Source organism: Streptomyces sp. NBC_00989 (genome assembly GCF_045162655.1).
Classification (GTDB): Bacteria; Actinomycetota; Actinomycetes; order Streptomycetales; family Streptomycetaceae; genus Streptomyces.
The window spans coordinates 5562373-5578560 of record NZ_CP108728.1; the positions used below are offsets into that span (position 1 = coordinate 5562373).

At 71.0% G+C, this 16188-nt stretch carries 13 protein-coding genes; 6 read left to right on the forward strand and 7 right to left on the reverse strand.

Features of this window, described 5'->3' with window-relative positions; genetic code table 11:
- The first annotated feature begins 15 nt into the window (after positions 1–15).
- Positions 16–1035, forward strand: coding sequence for a LacI family DNA-binding transcriptional regulator (locus OG714_RS24345; RefSeq protein WP_406124022.1), 1020 nt, complete (start codon positions 16–18; stop codon positions 1033–1035).
- 3 nt (positions 1036–1038) lie between these two features.
- Here OG714_RS24345 and OG714_RS24350 read toward each other — a convergent pair whose 3' ends face one another.
- The 5 genes from OG714_RS24350 to OG714_RS24370 form a co-directional block, all read right to left on the reverse strand.
- Entirely contained in the window at positions 1039–1794 is a 756-nt protein-coding gene (locus tag OG714_RS24350; RefSeq protein ID WP_406124024.1) for an amidohydrolase family protein, read from the reverse strand.
- Between the two features lie 520 nt (positions 1795–2314).
- Positions 2315–5551, reverse strand: coding sequence for an NACHT domain-containing protein (locus OG714_RS24355; protein ID WP_406124025.1), 3237 nt, complete (start codon positions 5549–5551; stop codon positions 2315–2317).
- Positions 5548–5898 (reverse strand): trypco2 family protein, encoded by a 351-nt coding sequence (locus OG714_RS24360; RefSeq protein WP_406124026.1) that lies wholly within the window; start codon positions 5896–5898, stop codon positions 5548–5550. Before OG714_RS24360 ends, OG714_RS24355 begins: the two co-directional genes overlap by 4 nt.
- Before the next feature lie 201 nt (positions 5899–6099).
- Positions 6100–6801 (reverse strand): hypothetical protein, encoded by a 702-nt coding sequence (locus tag OG714_RS24365; protein WP_406124028.1) that lies wholly within the window; start codon positions 6799–6801, stop codon positions 6100–6102.
- Positions 6791–7315 carry a SigE family RNA polymerase sigma factor gene (locus tag OG714_RS24370; RefSeq protein WP_406124030.1) on the reverse strand — a complete coding sequence of 175 codons (525 nt, stop codon included), beginning with the start codon at positions 7313–7315 and terminating at the stop codon, positions 6791–6793. The genes OG714_RS24365 and OG714_RS24370 overlap by 11 nt, the downstream gene beginning before the upstream one ends.
- Positions 7316–7474: 159 nt before the next feature.
- Between OG714_RS24370 and OG714_RS24375 the strand changes: the two genes are divergently transcribed.
- The gene (locus tag OG714_RS24375) at positions 7475–8647 is read left to right on the forward strand and encodes a sigma factor-like helix-turn-helix DNA-binding protein (protein WP_406124032.1); all 1173 of its coding nucleotides are present in this window, start codon (positions 7475–7477) and stop codon (positions 8645–8647) included.
- A gap of 11 nt (positions 8648–8658) precedes the next feature.
- Positions 8659–10428 carry a transglycosylase domain-containing protein gene (locus OG714_RS24380; protein WP_406124034.1) on the forward strand — a complete coding sequence of 590 codons (1770 nt, stop codon included), beginning with the start codon at positions 8659–8661 and terminating at the stop codon, positions 10426–10428.
- Positions 10429–10435: 7 nt separating this feature from the next.
- Here OG714_RS24380 and OG714_RS24385 read toward each other — a convergent pair whose 3' ends face one another.
- The gene (locus OG714_RS24385; RefSeq protein WP_406124035.1) at positions 10436–11098 is read right to left on the reverse strand and encodes a response regulator; all 663 of its coding nucleotides are present in this window, start codon (positions 11096–11098) and stop codon (positions 10436–10438) included.
- The gene (locus OG714_RS24390; RefSeq protein ID WP_406124036.1) at positions 11098–13566 is read right to left on the reverse strand and encodes a sensor histidine kinase; all 2469 of its coding nucleotides are present in this window, start codon (positions 13564–13566) and stop codon (positions 11098–11100) included. Before OG714_RS24390 ends, OG714_RS24385 begins: the two co-directional genes overlap by 1 nt.
- A gap of 131 nt (positions 13567–13697) precedes the next feature.
- Between OG714_RS24390 and OG714_RS24395 the strand changes: the two genes are divergently transcribed.
- The 3 genes from OG714_RS24395 (at position 13698) to OG714_RS24405 (ending at position 16181) form a co-directional block, all read left to right on the forward strand.
- The gene (locus OG714_RS24395) at positions 13698–14036 is read left to right on the forward strand and encodes a hypothetical protein (protein WP_406124038.1); all 339 of its coding nucleotides are present in this window, start codon (positions 13698–13700) and stop codon (positions 14034–14036) included.
- Positions 14037–14237: 201 nt separating this feature from the next.
- Complete coding sequence (locus OG714_RS24400; RefSeq protein WP_406124039.1) at positions 14238–15407, forward strand: lactonase family protein; 1170 nt, start codon at positions 14238–14240, stop codon at positions 15405–15407.
- A 189-nt stretch (positions 15408–15596) separates the two neighbouring features.
- Positions 15597–16181 (forward strand): sigma-70 family RNA polymerase sigma factor, encoded by a 585-nt coding sequence (locus tag OG714_RS24405; RefSeq protein WP_366096114.1) that lies wholly within the window; start codon positions 15597–15599, stop codon positions 16179–16181.
- Positions 16182–16188 lie beyond the last annotated feature (7 nt).

The window sequence follows — 16188 nt, forward strand, 5'->3', positions numbered from 1 at the left end:
AGAGGGACTACGACGATGAGCGGGCCGGGTACCGGGAGCAAGCCACCGACCATCGCGGACGTGGCCCGGGCCGCCGAGGTCAGCCCCTCCACCGTCTCGCGCGCCCTCAACCGCGAGCACCGCTTCTACCGCAGTCCGACCGCGGCCCGGATCCGCGAGATGGCCGCGGCCATCGGCTACGCACCCAACCCCGTGGCGTCCAACCTGCGCCGCCAGCAGACCAACACCTTCGGCGTCCTGGTGCCCCGCCTCACCGACACCGTGATGGCCATGCTGTACGAGGAGATCGCCGCGGCCAGCCTGCGGCGCGGCTACCACACCCTGGTCGCCACCACCCACGACGACCCCGGCCGCGAGCGCGACAGCGGCGAGGTCCTGCTCCAGCGGCGCGTCGACGGTCTGATCCTGACCACCGCCCGCACCGACGGCGGCTTCAGCGAGGAACTCGCCCGCAGGAATTTCCCGCACGTCCTCGCCCTGCGCACCTACGGCGACAGCGCCGCGTCCGTCGGCGACGACCACCTCGGCGGATACCTCGCCGCCCGGCACCTCATCGACCTCGGCCACGAGCGCATCGCCCTGGTCGCCGGGCCCGACTACGCCAGCAGCGCGCTGGGCCGTCGCGCCGGGTACGAGGACGCGCTGCGCGAGGCGGGCCTGCCGGTCGACGAACGGCTCGTGCTGCCCTCGACGTTCAGCATGGAGAGCGGCGAGGAGGCCGGCCGGCTGCTGCTGTCCCTGGACCCCCGCCCGACCGCCGTGTGCACGGTCAACGACCACACCGCGATCGGCCTGCTCGCCACCGTGCAGCGCGCGGGGCTGCGCATCCCCGAGCACCTCTCCGTCGTCGGGTACAACGACGTGCCGCTGGCCGCCCGTCTCCCCGTGCCGTTGACCAGCGTGCGCGTCCCGTTCACGTCCATCGCCACGGCCGCCGTCGACCAGCTCATCGACCTGCTGGCAGGCGCCCCCGCCGAGACCCGGACCTTCGCCCCGACCCTCATCCCCCGCCGCAGCACGGCACGGCCCGCCTGAGTCTCAGACCGGCAGACGCGCACCCAGGAGCCGGCGGACGTTGCCCGCGAAGACGCCGGCCCGCTGCTCGTCGGTCAGGTCGAGTGCACGCACGTCGGCGATGGCGGACCGGATGTAACCGGGCCCCTTCTCGGGGTCGTACGGCGAATCGCTGCCGAACAGGACCCGGTCCGGGCCGAAGAACTCGACGGCGCAGCGCAGGGCATGGGTGGCACCGAAGAGCGCGGTGTCGGCGTAGAACATCCTGAAGTAGTCCACCGGGCGCTTGGTGAGCGGGTAGCCGGTGACGTCCTCCCGCTGGTGGGGCGGGGTGCGGGAGCCGAGCTGGTCCCAGCCAGGGCCGACCCGGCCGGAGAAGTGCGGGATCATGCTGCCGCCGTGGTGGATCAGGAACTTCAGGTTCGGGTAGCGCTCCAGGACGCCGGAGAAGACGATGCGGGCCATGAAGGCGGACAGGTCGTACTCCCAGCCGAACGTCCACCAGATCTCGTACTTGGAGCGCTCCTCGGTGGGGTAGTCCGCCCAGCCGGAGTTGCGGCAGGGGTGGACCTGCACGAGGAGATCGAGTTCGGCGCAGCGCTGCCAGAACGGCTCGAAGCGGTCCTCGTCCAGCGGGTGTCCCTGCACATGGGTGTAGATCTGCACCCCGACCGCGCCCAACTGGTGGACGGCCCGGTCGAGTTCGGCGATCGCCGTGTCGACGTCGGTGAGGGACACGGCGGCGCAGAAGCCGGCGAAGCGGTCGGGGTGCTTGGCCACGAGTGCGGCCAGTCCGTCGTTGCCCCGTCGCGCGAAGTCGGCGGAGACCTTCGGGCCCCGAAGTCCTCAACGGGCGGGGCGGCGAGGTTGATGACCTGCCGGTAGCCCGGAAACTCGTCCAACTGCCGGAAACGGACGTCCAGATCGACCAGCGCGGGGATGTTCATGATGCGCTGGCGCAGGTTCGCCACCGCCGCGACGCCGTCCAGCGCGAAGAGGCGCTCGGCGTAGTCGCGCGGAAGCACGTGACAGAACGCGTCGAGCTTCTCGAACTCCGGCGCTCCGGCAGCGGCCTCGTCCACGGTCCTCGGTTCCGTCATCTCGCCCATCGTCCTTCCGTCCGTCGCCCGAACCATCTGTGCATTCGATTGCGCAATCGAATGCACAATAGGTCATGCGTCGGCGGCAGGGGAACCCGTGGGACCGCGTCGTCGCATGCCACGGGGTAGCGGCGGCCACTGGCAGAGACCAAGCCCAGCCCCTTCGAGAACCCCACCGGGCTCCGGCTCGGAATCTCCTCCTAAGCCGGGTCGAGGTTCACGGCCGGGACGGTGACCGCCGTCGCCGACTGCTGATTGCTGAGCTGGAGGCGGTCGCCGAACCCCTCCGTGCCGAGGATGGCCGAGCGCTCCGGGAGCACGCCCCAGACGAAGAGATCGAGGTCGGGGAGGTCCTGTAGGTCCGTCAGATCGAGCACCTCGGGACCATCACCGTCCAGCCCCAGTTCCAGGGTCGTGAGGTGGGGAAAGGCCCTGCGCAACTCTCCGATGCGGGCGTGGTCCCGCAGGCCGCCGATCTTCAGGCTCCGAACACGAGGGTTCGGGGCGAGGGAGGTCAAGTCGTCGAGGGAGCCGATTCTCAGCTCGATCCGGGTGAGCCGGGGCGCGTGGAGCGCGGCCCGGAGGATGTCCGGCACGCTCCGGTTGCCCCAGAGGACCAGTTGTTCCATGTACGTCCAGGACTTCAGGTCGACGAACGCCCTGCCGTATTCCGCCCCGAGCACCAGTTCACGAACGCCCGGATGCGGCGGGAGGACCGCCGAGCCCGAACTGAGCCTGAGATAAGACAGGTTGAGGTCACACAACGCGGAGAGGTCCGTGAGTGACCGGCAGTCCCACACCTCAAGCCGTGTCAGGCCCAAGCGGCCTCGGAGGAAGTCGAGGTTCCTGATCACCGGGTTTCCGCGCAGCGCGAGCGACACCAGGTCCACCGGCAGACAGGCGTCCAGTTCGGCCTCCGGATACGAACCGCTCACCGAGATTTCGGCGATGGACCCGAAAACACTCAGCAGCTTGAGCTTCTCCTGCTGGTCGACGGCCAGAAAGGGCACGTGCGTCCCTGCCAGCACCTCGTCGGCGTACGCCTTCAGGGGATGGGCGTCCCACACCCTGGCGAGTTCGCTGCGGACCTGCGGATCCGGATGCGTAGCGTATTTCCGAAGTTTCTGTCGTGCCTTGTCACTGCGCACGAGTGCGAGCAGCCGCACGGTGGACCGGGTCACCGAACTGTCGGGACCGTCCGAGTCCGGCTGCACTTCCACGGCCCAGTCGCCCAGCGCCGCCATGTCCTCGACCTCCGTGTCCAGCGGCGGCATCAGCGCGCCCACACGGCTCTTCAGCGACCACATCAGTCCGGAGCTCAGCTGCCGCAGGCTGACCGCACAGCGGGCCGCCAGGACGTACAGGAAGCACCGCTGCTCCCGGCTCATCGCCTCGTCCCCGAAAGCGATGAGGTGCTCGATGAACCTTTCGGCGTCCCAGCGTGACGCGTGGCCGACGCCCAGCACGATCACGTCCTGCCAGGCTTCGTTGCCGGCGTGGTTCAGGAGTTCGGGGAGGTATCCGCTCTCGTGGAACTCCTTGGCCGCCAGGAAGTCCTGGAACGTGCGGTGGATGAACTGGATCGCGTTGTCCGCACGTTCCTGGAGCAGTCCGCTGCGGTCGAGCAGGAAGCGGAGGATGCGGTCGGGGGTGCCCTGTTCCTGGACCTGCGGCATGTCCCGTACCGGCACTGTGAGTTGGTGGACGGCCTCGTCATGGGTCATCTGCTGCTGTCCGGTCCGCACCAGCCAGATGGCGAGCCGCTGGAGCAGCGCGTGCTGGTCGTCGGGTTCCAGCGTGATGTGGTCGACGTGCCGGACGCCCCGCCCCACGTCGCGCCCGCCGAGGAGCATCGCGAGGGCGGCCCGGTACAGCGACCAGCGTGTGGTGGGCAGCAGTCCCCGGCGGCGGCGGTGCAGCGCGCAGATCACGGCACACAGCAAGGGGGTGCGGGCGAGGTCGCCGAGCGCGGGGTTCTTCTCCAACTGGTGCAGGAGGTCCTCTTCGAGGAAGGTGAGGAGTTCCTGTTCCTCGCCGCCGCGCCCGGTGTCGTAGAAGTGATCGCATTCGAGGCGGGCCGCGTTGTGCCAGGCCTGGACGAAGGCACGGATGTCGTCGTCGCTCATGGGCAGCAGCGTGAGCTCGGCGAAGCGGTCCTGTTCGAGCCACTGTTCCTCGACCGCGTTGGGGCGGACGGTCGCCACGCACCGGGTAAGGGGGTAACGGTCGAGGAGGTCCGAGAGCCAGCGCCGGGCTTCCTCCCGCTGCGGCGCGGACACCTCGTCCAGGCCGTCCACCAGGAGCAGTGCCCGGCCCGCCGTGAGTACCCGCGCGGCCCAGCCGTCGGGCGGCCCGCCCGAGATGGTCTTGCTCGCGGAGAGGAGTTCCGCCACCGAGGGGAAACCACCGCGTGCGTGCACTTCGCGCAGGGGGATCACGAACGGCACGAGCCCGTTCAGTTCGGTGAGCTGCTCGCCGAGGGTGCCGCCGGCGGCATGGGCCGCGAGCCACCACACGAGCGTCGTCTTCCCGGCCCCCGCCTCGCCCCGGAGCAGCACGCGGGGCCGTCTGGCCAGCAGGTCCTCGATGCGCCGCGTGATACCCCAGTCCGGTTCGGACCACGACCTCTCCGCGTGCGCGCTGGATTCGGCCCGCAGACTCAGGTAAGCGGTGTCGAGGTCCCAGCGGGCCTCGCTCCGGCCGAGTTCCTCGATGCCGAAGATCTCCGTCCTGCGGTACTGGGAGCTGAGATCCTTCGCGTACTGCGCCTCGAAGTCCTCGTCCTTGGGGTGTACCTGGGTGATCTTCTCCGGCCGCGAATTGGGCGGGAACGGCCCGTCGCTCACATCGGCGGACCTGATCAGCGCCCCTTCGATCCGGAGGTGGTCACGGCCTCGCGGCACCTGGGTCACCACGCCGAGCAGCACAGGACCCGCGAAGACCGGAGCGCCCGACAGCCCGGCGAGAGGCGTGGTTCCGTCCCCTGGCTCCTCGGCCGCCGACCGCTCCAGTTCGCAGACGAGGCCACCCCTCATCCGTCCGGCCATCGGCAGCACGGTCGCGCGGTACTGGTCGTACTCCAGATCCTCACACTGATCCCCATAGCGCTGGACCGCGGGGAAGCCGACGATCTGGCAGTGCGACAGAGGAGAGTCGGTGGCGACCTCGCCGTACCTCAAGCGGCCCAGGGGCGCGGCGCGTTCGGCACTGATGACGTCTCTCTCGGCGAGCATCACCGCCACGTCGTTCTCCTTGTCCGCCCAGCCGAGCTTGCACATCACCGGTTCGCCCGACAGGGGATGAAACACCTCGACGCGCCGGCTGTCGGCCACCACGTGCCACGCGGTGAGCACCTGCCGCCGGTCGAGCAGCACCCCGCTGCCCTGCCCCTCGCCCCACACCACGACGACGCGGTCCAGGGCGCTTCCCCCGTTCACCGCCCGCCCTCGCCCCCGCCGAACTTCCGTACGCTCCCCAGGTTCTCGTTCCGCACCTTCCACGGGCGCCCGGTCCGCGAGTCCAGCGCCTTGAGTGTGACCGCGACCCGATGGGTACGCGTACGGCTGCCGCCCGCGTCCGCCCCCGCCTCGACGACCCACGCCTTCACCTTGACGCCGCCCTGTATCTGTTTCTGGAGCTCGACGTTGAACTCCAGCTCGATGTCGCCCACTTCGAAGACCACGTCCTGCCCGGACGCCCGGGACGCCGCGAGCATCAGTTGATCTCGTACGACTTGCACGGCGTCGGCCAACTCGATGCGGCTGTCGGCGTGTTCATCCGGCATGCGTCCCCCTTGACGGCCGTTCGGCGATGCCACGCTAGTGTTTCTCCCGACGATTCGTCAGGACTTCACCCGGAACGGCCCGCCGCAGACGGCGCATGAACTACGAGCGGAGACCACCGAGTTGCGGGCTCGGGTCGCGGCTGTTCGTCGTGCAGTCCCATGTGGGGAGGCACTGCGGGACGCGTTCAGGAGTCCGGGAGCTCAGGACATCGTGCCGACGACCGAGAAGACGTCGCCGATCCTCGCGTCCTCGTAGAACCACTTGGCGTCGGCCGAGTCCAGGCCGATCCAGCTACCCCCGGTGTCGTGCGTGCCGGTGCTCTTCTCTTTGTAGGAGAAGGCGATGCCGACGTAGACCGGCTCGTCGCGGGCGTCGCGCAGTTCGACCGCGAGGGAGACCTCCGTGGTGTAGGCGGTTGCGCCGGTCAGTTCGGTGACGGTCACCACCTTGGTCTCGTGCTTCCTGTAGACCGTCAACGGCCCCACGATCTTTGGGCTGTCGGGAAGGCCGTAGGTCAGCGGCATGACCCGGTCCCCGACGACCAGCGCGCGCTTGCCGAGGCCGACCGTGCCGGCGACGGGCGCGCGCAGTACGGGAGTTGGCGCCTCGCCGGAGGTGACGCGGGGTGAGGGGACAGGGTCGGCGTGGGTGGCGGCCGGAAGCTGACGCTCGTTCCCGTCCCTCGCGGAGTCCGGGAGACCCACGGTCAGCGCGTACGCCACCACCGCGACGGCGACCGCACCCGCGCCCAGTGTCCCCGCCATGCGACGGCGCGACCGGCGCCCGGCACGGCCGCGGATCTCGGCGCCGGTGAGAACCGGACGGCTTTCCTGTCGCGCGGCCAACTCGCGCAGTTCTGCGGAGAGTTCAGTCGAGTGTTCGGTGGAGAGTTCATCCGACACGGCCGCTCTCCTTCCGGTTCCGGACCGGGCCGTCCGCCGTCTCGTCCGGAGTCAGCTGCTTCGCCAGTGCCGCTCTTCCCCGGTACAGCCTTGCCTTGACGGTCCCCACGGGCGCACCCGTGTCGGAGGCTATCTGCTCGACACTCACGTCACACAGATGGTGCAGGACGATCACCATCCGCTGGGCCTTGGGCAGTTGGCGCAACGCGGCGACAAGTGCCGTGTGATCAGGGCCGGGTCCGGGGGTGGAATCGGGCGGTGGAGTACGGCGGACCAACTCCAGCCAGCGCCTGGCCCGGCGCCAGCGGCTGACCGCCAGCCGCATGGCGACCGTACGGATCCACGCCTCGGGTGCCTCGTCCGCGAGGAAGTCCGCGCGCCGGTCCCAGGCTCGTACGAACGCCTCCTGGACCACGTCCTGCGCCTCTTCCCTGTCTCCGGTGAACGCCGAGAGCTGGCCGGTCAGACGGGGAAACGTGGCTGCGTAGAAAGCGTCGAACTCGTCCTCGGTCATGACCTCACCGGAGTCTTGGAATTCCCGTGCAACCTGACCGCCCTCGCCGTGCGTACAGGTCCCGATGGCCGCGTCCGTCACAACACGCCCCACAGGAAAGACGACAGACACGCGTCCCTGGATCCACTTCCCCCACAGCCGTACCGGAGGACCCCCGAAGTGCCGCACTCCCACGACGACTTCGCCGCCTACGCCCACGCGCGCCTGCCCGGGCTGGTCACCACCGCCCACCTGCTCTCCGGCGACCCGGGCGACTCGATCAACCCGCGCAACCCGAACGACCCTCGCGAGGCGACCGAGTTGGCCCGGAGAACCCTGGTGCGGGTGTGCGCGCGGTGGCGCCGGATACCTCGGGACGACGTGGACTTCTATGTACGACGGTTCCTGGTCAAGGAGTGTCTGCGCGGAGCTCGGGGGCGGGGGCGGACGCGGGGACAGCGACGGGAGCGCCGCCAAAAGGCCCTTCCGCAGGGCGTGTTGGCACACCTGACCACGCGCCAACGGGTCGTCCTCGTGCTGCTGCACTGGGAGGGTCTGCGCGAGGCGGAGATCGCCCAGTTGCTCGGCTGGTCGGCCGGTGCGGTCAGGAGCCGGGCCCGGCGTGGGTTGACGGCGTGCGGAGGTGACGCGGAACGGCTGCGCGCGGCCCTCGCGGAGGCCGCCGCCGGGGTCGTCCCGTCCGACGTCCCGTCCGACATTCCGCTCGGCGTTCCGTCCGGCGTTTCGCTCGATGCCGTAGAGCAACGAGGCCGGGCGCTACGACGGCGCCGTAGCGGCGTGATCGCGGCCTCCTGTGGGCTGTTGCTCGTGCCGGGGGTCGTGTTCGGCGCGGGCCGGTTCGTGGGTGGCGGCTCCGCGGGCGGGGCGGGCGGCGGGGCTGCCGACGTGGCGCAGGGCCCGATCCGGATCGTCGCACCCGGCGAACGGGTGGACGCCGTACCGGGGGTGCAGGTCTGGCTGACCACGGACGGCAAGCACTGGTCGACTCCGGAGCGGCCCAACCAGTTCCGGGGCCTGACCGGCGGCAGGTACAGCAAGGAGGGCACTCCGGGTGTCTCGGCTCAGCCCGAGCCCGTGAACAGCGGGTATTTCGTGTCGGGCCTGTACCGCGGCCTGTCCGCGGACCCGGCTCGGGTCGAGGTCACCGTCGACGACCGAAGGATCACCGGTACGGTCCTCACGCTGGCGGGCAGCCCGGGCTGGGGTGTCTGGTACGCACGCGCACCGCTGACGCCGGAGGAGATCAAGTCCAGCTCCGTCGACGGTGGCCCGACCGTCACGGTGTACGACGCGGCCGGCAAGGTCGTCGTACGGGGCGGGGCCGACGAGTGAAGCGCCCCACGATGCCCTGGAACCGGCCCGACACGAGCCGGTCTCCGCGTGCGAAACGCCCCGCCGGCTCACACCGCGTCCGTGCCCGTGCCCGCGCCCACCTGCGGCGCATCCCGCTCCGCCTGCGCCTCCGCCGCACCCGGGGCCGCCTGCTGCGCCGGCTGATCACGGCCCTTGTCGTACTGATCGCGACGCTCTGCACAGCCGCGGTCGTCGCGTACCGCCTGACGGACATCCCCGAGCCGCACCCGGAGACCGTCACGCAAAGCACGGTGTTCGTCGACGACAAGGGCTCCTACCTGGGCCGGCGCGGCCCGGTCGACCGCCAGGAGGTACCGCTGTCGCAGGTACCGCGTTACGTCCAGGACGCGGTGATCGCGGCCGAGAACCGCTCCTTCCGCACGGACGACGGCGTCTCGCCGCGAGCCATCGCCCGCGCGGTGCTCGCCTCGCTGACCGGCGGCGAACGGCAGGGCGGTTCCACCATCACCCAGCAGTACGTGAAGAACGCACTCCTGAGCCCGGAACAGTCCCTGTCCCGCAAGGCCCGCGAGGCCCTGATCGCGATCAAGCTCGACCGCACCCGGTCCAAGGACGACATCCTGGCGGGCTATCTCAACACGGTCTACTTCGGCCGGGGTTCGGCCGGCATCCAGGCGGCCGCGCGCAACTACTTCGGCGTCGACACCCGGAACCTGACCGTCTCCCAGGGCGCCGCACTGGCATCGATCGTCAACATCCCGTCGTACTACGAGAAGGCGGGCTCCGACCCGAAGGTGACCGCGACGCTCAAGGCCCGCTGGGCATGGGTCCTCGACGCGATGGCGACAAGCGGCGCCATCACGCCGAGACAACGCGCCGATGCCGCCTTCCCCGCCTTCCGTTTCTATCCGCCGGGGACGACCGAGGGGCAGCGGCAGTACATGATCGACGTGGCGGCGCAGGAGGCCGCGGACCGACTCGGCATCACCGAGGACCAGTTGGCCCGCGGCGGCTACACAGTGCACACCACGTTCGACCTGGCCCTCCAGGACGCGACCACGGAGGCGGTGAAGAACCGCAATGACCTCAAAGACAACAAAGGCAACAAGGACGGCAAGGACATCACGCTGCACACGGCCGTCGTGGCGATCAAGCCCGGCGACGGGGCGGTCCGGCTGCTGTACGGAGGGTCGGACTACGCGCGGCAACCGTTCAACGACGCGGTGGGCGGCGCGGTGGAGGCGGGAACGGCACTGGACCCCTTCGGCAAGGTCCTCCTCGGCGCCCCGCTGACCGACCTGCGGAAGTCCCCGGCCCCCACCCCCCTGAAGCTGGCCTCGGCCTACGCGACCGTGGCGGCGAACGGGCTGTACGCGACCCCGTACACGGTCACGAAGATCACCCGGGACGGCCGGCAGGTGTACACCGCGCACCCTGCCACGCGGCGCGCGCTGGACGAGAAGGAAGCGTTCATGGTGAACGCGCAGATGTCCAAGACATCGGATGCATCCGCTAAGTCCGCTACGTCCGCGGAGGCGATCCCTTCGGTCCCCAGCGCCCTGAAGACTCCTCAGATCTCCTTCACCGCCGGAGCGGGCGGCGGCATCACCCGCCGGACCCTCTGGTCCACCACCCTGGACCCCCAACTCACCCTGACAGTCGCCCTCTTCGCCGACCGCCCCGGCGAGAAGAAGAACACGACCGTCCCCGCCCAACTCCCGAACGATCCGCCGCCGGTCGAGTCCGCGGAGGAGACGGCGGCGCAGATCTGGCGGCTCGCGACCAGGGGGACGGAATAGGCGCCGGTCAGTCCGCGGGCCCCCCGCCGCCACCCGGCCGTATCAACCCGCTCTCGTACGCCAAGATCGTCGCCTGTACCCGATCCCGTAGCCCCAGCTTGGTCAGCAGGGCGTTGACGTGGGTTTTCACGGTGCCTGTGGTCACGCCGAGGGCTGTTGCGATCTCCGCGTTGGCGAGGCCCGAGGCGATGTGGAGGAGGACTTGTCGTTCGCGTGGGGTGAGTGCCGCGAGGGCGCCGGTGACCGCGGGTGGTGGGGGTGCGCCCTGGGCGAAGGTGTCGATCAGGCGGCGGGTGACGGCCGGGGCGAGGATGCCCTCGCCGGAGGCTACGACGCGGAGGGCGTTCAGGAGTTCCTCGGGCTGGGCGTCCTTGAGGAGGAAGCCCGAGGCGCCCGCCCGCAGGGCCTCGTAGACGTAGGCGTCCAGGTCGAAGGTCGTCAGGACCAGGACACGCGGGGCCGTCTCCAGCGCGGTGATGAAACGGGTCGCCGTCAGACCGTCCATGCCGGGCATCCGGATGTCCATCAGGACCAGGTCGGGCGCCTCTCGGGTGGCCAGTTCGACGGCAGTCGCGCCGTCCCCCGCCTCACCGACCACGGTCAGGTCGGGTTCCGCGTCGACGATGGCGGCGAACCCCGCGCGGACCACCGCCTGGTCGTCCACGACCATCACACGTGTGGCGACGGGGACACCTCCTCGGCGGGGACCGGCAGCAACACCCTTACCGTACCGGGCTGTTCGAAGGCGATGCGGGCTTCGGCGGCGGTGGCCTGTGCGCGTAGGCGGTCGGTGACCGGGCCGTTCACGGCCAGGCGTACGCCGGTGATCGTCAGGTGCAGCACGCCTCGGCGCCGACGTCGGCGCAGTCGTATCCGGACCGGCCCTCGGTCTCCCGCGCCGAGTGCCGTTTCCAGCAGCCGGTACGCCGTCAGGATCACCGGTTCCGGCAGACCTGCGGGCGACTTGGGGACACCGCGCACGGTCACCTTTCGCCCGGCAAGGCCCGCTGTCCGGCACAGGTCGGCGAGGTCGGCGGCGGTGGGTTGTGTCAGGCGTGAGTGTTCGTTGCCCTGTGCGTCTGCGGACGCCTCCGCGTCTACGTCCGCGTCGCTCATCTCGTGCAACAGTTCCCGCATCGCGGCGAGCGTCGCGCGGGCCTCCGCGGCCACCTCCTCCAGCCGTACCGTGTGGCTCTCCAGCCGTCCCTGGTGGGCGAGTTGGACGAGCGTCGACGTGCGGTGGAGTACCGCTTCCCGCAGCCGTGCCGCCAGTCGGTGGCGTTCCGCGCCCGCTGCCGTTCGCGCCTCCCACAGGGAGTTGCCGAGGGCGAGGTCGTCGCGGGCCACGGCACGCAGTCGTCGGGCGCGGACGACCAGACCCGCACCCCAGGCCAGGGCGAACAACAGACACAGCAGCATTCCCAGGGGTACGGCGATCAGCGCCCCGGTGAGCGCGGACGCGGGCTCACCGGCCAACTCGCCGTCGGCGGCGGCCGTCACGGTCAGCGCGCCGGCACTCGCGCCCGCGGTCACGAGCGGGGCGGGCCAGGTGCGGGTGGCGCCGCGGCCGTAGGCGCCGAGGGTGTAGACGGCCAGCGTCTCGGCCGGCAGCCCGCCCGCCAGGAACGGCGACACCTGACCCGACAGCGGGACGAATGCGCAGGCCGGCGGCCACAGCCATGACGTGACCAGTACTGCGGTCAGAACCAGCCAAGGCGCGCGTCGGCGCCACAGCAGCGGCAGCGCGTGCAGGGCGAGCAGCACGGACACCAGAGCGATGGCCCCGGCCCCGGTCGAGCCCTCGGCCCAGTCCTCCGCCGCCGTCAGCAGGACGACCAGCGGAAGTACGGTCGCCGTGAACATCAGCGCGCCGTCCGCCAGGCGCTGCTCTCGCGGGTGATCACGGCGACGAGCGGGACGCACGGCGGACCGCAACGGGCCTGTGGGGTCGGGAAGTTGAGCACGGACACGCCAGCCTCCCTCGGGGCCGGGGCCGGGGCCGGGGCCGGGGCCGGAACGCGAACCTAAGCCCGAACCCGCCCCCGCCCCCGCCCCGAATCCAGGACCAGGCCCCGCCGTCAGCACCCCGCCCACCGCCGCCGCGCGCTCCCGCATTCCCGTGACTCCCCGGCCCGACCCCATGCCCGTGTAATCGGCGGAGCCCCGCGCGGCGGTGTTGTCCACGGTCAACTCCAGTGCTCCGCCCACGCGTTGGACGTCGACCCGTACGGCCGCCCCGGGTGCGTGGCGCAGGGCGTTGGTGAGGGCCTCGCGGATGATGCCGTGGGCCGCCTCGGCGGCGGGGCCGGCGAGGTCGTCGGGGAGTTCGGTGGCGATCGGGCGGCCCAACCGGCTGAATCCGGCGATGAGTTCATGGATACGGTCGGTCATCGGGCGGGCTTCGGTGTGGCGCGGGTCCCGCATCACCGCGACCAGACGGTGGATCGCCGTCAGCGTCTCGCGGCCGGTGCGTTCGGCGAACTCCAGTGCCTCGGCGACGAGTTCCGGCCTGCGGTCGCCAAGTCTGCGGGCCACATCGACGGTTACCACGACCGAGGTCAGATGGTGTGCGCCGACGTCGTGCAACTCGCGGGCGAGCCGGGCGCGTTCGGCCTCGCCGGCCCGCTGTCGCCGCTCCTCCGCGCCGGCCAGCAGACGGGCCGCCGCCAGCCTCCTCGCCGACCACTGCCGGCGCGCCAGCCCGAGGCCCGCGCAGACGACGTACGTGCCCGCCACGATGGCCAGTTGGGTGGCGAGCGCCGGGTGGGACCCGAACCGTACGGCCGCCGGCAACCAGGACACGCCTACGGTCGCGGCGAGGGCCCGCGAGGTCACCGCGGCCGGGCAGCGGACCGCGACGGAGTACAGGGCGACCGGCAGACCCAGGTCCGCGTAGGCGTCGTAGGCCGTCGTCTGGCCGAGTGCCGATGCGCCCAGGGTCCACAACAGGGCCCGCACGGGCGTGCGTTGGCGTCGGCTGAGGGCGACGGTCTCCACCGTGACGGCGACGAGCAGGCCTGCGACGCCCACCGGGCCCGGTGTCCGGACGTCCAGGAAGGCGGCCGCGGGGCCGAGCTCCGCCAACTGCACGGCGACGAGCAGCAGCGGCAGCGCCCAGTGTCGTGTCGTCGTCTCCATGTGGGGACGAGCGTAGAACTCGCCGCACGGAACGGGGACTTCACCGCGGGGGCTTCTCTATCTCTGGGTAGAGGCCTCGTTCCTCCGTTGCGTCGACGACTCGGTGTCCGGGCGACGGAATGCTTACGGCCATGGACATCACTTCGCTCACCGTCGTACTCAGTGTGATCGTGGTCGTCGCGGCCACGGTCCTCATCGCCTCCAACGAACCCCCGCTGTGGGTCTACCTGTTGAGCTGCGCGGGCTCGCTCCCGCTGAGCAGCGCGCTGCTCCACGGGCCCGACTTCACCTCCGCCATCGAGGACGGTTCCGCCGCCGCGTGGGCGCTGCGGCTCGCCGTCACCTCCACCGTCACCGTCGTACTGAGCTTCTTCTTCGGCAAGGACAGCCGCGCGGGCGCCGAGGACGACCCCGAGCACGAGCACACCACCGACGCGGCCCCGGCCCCTGCCCCTCGCCCTACGGCCTGAGCAGAACCTGGGCCATCTCCAACTCGACTCCCCCGCAGCCGAGTTGGACATGGTTCTTACGAACCCGGGACATCGACCCAAAATGCGCCTTATGTTCATTCCATCCCCCTGATCTCGGTCTAGCGTTGCGAATCGTCCGGCGCCGAGCGTGAGCGCCCCGCCGGCCCCCCATTCCCCTTTTCGCAAGAGGAGTACGCACGCATGACCCTCGCCAAGGCCCGCGCCTCCCGCACCTCCCGGATCACCCGCACCGTCGCCACAGGCGCCGCCATCGCCGCCGCGGCCCTCTTCGCCGCGCCCGCCGCCGTCGCCGCCGACGCCCACCACACCCCCGGCTCCCGTGCCCAACAGGGCGGCGGCTCAACGGTGTTCGTCCAGAGCGACGACACGGCCGCGAACACCGTCGTCGCCTACGCCCGCGCCGCCGACGGCACCCTCGCCCGCAAGGGCGTCTACGCCACCGGCGGCAAGGGCGGCATACTGCCGGGCACCGTCGCCGACCACCTCGCCTCGCAGGGTTCGCTCGCCTACGACCGCCACAACCACCTCCTCTACGCCGTGAACGCGGGCAGCGACACCGTGACCGTCTTCGCCGTGCACGGCACGCACCTCCAGCGGGTCCAGGAGATCTCCAGCGGCGGGAGTTTCCCGGTCAGCGTCACCTTCCACGGCAACCGGGTCTACGTCGCCAACACGCTCGGCGGCGGTTCGGTCCAGGGCTTCGTGCGGACCGGCGAACGGCTGGTGAAGGTCCCCTCCTGGAACCGCGACCTCGGGCTGGACAAGGCGACTTCGGCCGTCGGGCAGATCTCCTTCACCCCGGACGGCTCGAAGCTCGTCGTCACCACGAAGGCCTCGGGGCAGAGCATCGACGTCTTCCCGGTCGGCGCGCACGGCGGTCCGTCCGCGCGTCCCGTGGTGACCTCGACGCCGGGCGCCGTCCCGTTCGGTTTCGCCTTCGACTCCGCCGGGCGGCTCCGCGTGACGGAGGCCGGGACCAACTCGGTGGGCACCTTCACGGTCGGCCGCGACGGCAGGCTGACGGCCAAGGCGACCGTCCCGACGGGCCAGACCGCCACCTGCTGGGCGGTGACCGCCGGCAACCACCTCTACGTCTCCAACGCCGCCAGCGGCACCCTGTCCGGCTACCGGGTCGGCGCCCGGGGCGAGTTGACCGCACTGGGCAACACGGCCACCGACGCCGGCACGGTCGACGCGGCCGCCTCGTCGGACGGGCGGTACCTGTACGTCCAGACCGGCGTCAAGGGCGTGGTGGACGAGTTCCGGGTCGGCGCGAACGGTTCACTCACCGCGATCGGCTCGGTCGTCGTACCGGGTGCGGTCGGCGGCGAGGGCATCGTCGCGGGCTGACCGACACCGGCAGCGACACCGGCAGCGGCACCTTCACCGACCACGGCAGGACAGGCACCGGGGCCTCCGCACAGCGGCGGGCCCCGGACCCGTACCCCCCTCCCCGCGTTTTCGTTGGCACCGCATCCAATCCAAGGTCCCGGCGGGAACGGATTACGTCCGGACATGTCCCGACCGCGGAGGCCCTCGGTGAAAGAAGCAGTGCATATCGGCAGGAACCCGGCCCCAGGGCCCGACCTGGAGGAGCTGGTCGGCCGGGTGGCGCTCGGGGACGAGGACGCCTTCGCCGGTGTCTACGACGCCGTGGCGGCCCCGGTGCTGGGGGTCGTGCGGGCCGTGCTGCGCGACCAGGCGCAGTCGGAGGAGGTGACACAGGAGGTGCTGGTGGAGGTGTGGCGGACCGCTCCCCGCTACCGGCGCGACCGCGGTACCGCAGTCAACTGGATCCTCACCCTGGCGCACCGCCGGGCGGTGGACCGGGTGCGCTCGGTGGACGCCGCCGCCGCCCGCGACCACAAGGCCGCGCTGCTGGACCGGCTCCCCGAGTACGACGAGGTGGCCGAGCGCGTCGAGGCCCGGCTGGAGCGCGAACAGGTGCGGCGCTGTCTGCGCACCCTGACCGAACTCCAGCGCCAGTCCGTCACGTTGGCGTACTACCGGGGCCTGACCTATCGCGAGGTGGCGGAGGCGCTGGCGCTACCGCTGGGAACCGTCAAGACCCGCCTGCGCGACGGCCTGATCCGCCTGCGCGACTGCCTGGGGGTGACCGCGTGACGACCAC